The organism is Iodobacter sp. BJB302 (assembly GCF_002735645.1).
Lineage (GTDB): Bacteria > Pseudomonadota > Gammaproteobacteria > Burkholderiales > Chitinibacteraceae > Iodobacter.
In genome coordinates this window covers 1-941 of record NZ_PDZG01000178.1, presented here as the reverse complement: position 1 = coordinate 941, position 941 = coordinate 1, and the positions used below count along the sequence as shown (strand labels likewise).

1 pseudogene is annotated in these 941 nt (G+C 46.4%); it reads right to left on the bottom strand.

From position 1 onward, the window contains the following. Positions 1-6: 6 nt before the first annotated feature. Positions 7-941, bottom strand: a pseudogene (locus tag CSQ88_RS22485) (IS3 family transposase); the annotation flags it as partial.

The following is a 941-nucleotide window of genomic DNA, read 5'->3' as shown; positions in this document are numbered from 1 at the left end:
TAAAAGCTAGGCGCTCAAGGGCTGGGTTCTGTATTGCACAGGACTCAGCCCTTTTAACTTCAGTTTGATTCGGTCGTGGTTATAGTAATGGATGTAATCCACGATGCCTTGCTCTAGTTGCTCAAGACTAGTAAATTTTTCCTGGTAAAAGAACTCTGATTTCAACGTGCCAAAGAAGCTTTCCATCGTTGCATTATCGTGGCAATTGCCTTTTCTTGACATACTTTGTACCAGCCCTTTTTCTGCCAATTGCTGCCGATACCCTGCCATTTGATACTGCCAACCCTGATCTGAATGCAGCAGTGGTTTTTCATCCGCGCTCAGCTTGGCTAAGGCTTTCTTTAGCATTTGACTGACCAGCGCAAATACCGGGCGGCGCGCCATTTCAAAAGCGATAATTTCTCCATTGTATAAATCCAGCACCGGTGACAAATAGAGCTTTTCTCCCTGCACATTAAACTCAGTCACATCCGTTACCCATTTCTGATTGGGCTTATCCGCACTAAATTGCCGCTGTAATAGATTCGGTGCGACTTTGCCGCATTCACCCTTGTAGGAACGGTACTTTTTAGGCCGAACGCACGACTTCAAACCCAGCTTTTGCATTAAGCGCTGAACCGTTTTGTGATTCAGCCATTCGCCTTGTTTTCTCAGCGCCAGCATGATCCGTCGATAGCCATAGCGCCCCTTATGCTCAGCAAATAGCGCTTTAAGCTGCGTTTTAACCGCTTGATACTTGTCGTTCTCCGCCAAAGCCTGCTTTTGGTAATAGAAGGTGCTACGCGGTAAATCAGCGTGTTTCAACAAATCAGCCAATGGAAACTGCGGCCTTAATTCAAGCACTATTTGCGTGGCTTCTGCTGCGCCGATTGGGCTTTGGCTTGAACTAAGGCATTGTACTTTTTTATGTAGGCCACCTCTAAACGCAGGCGTTTGTTTTC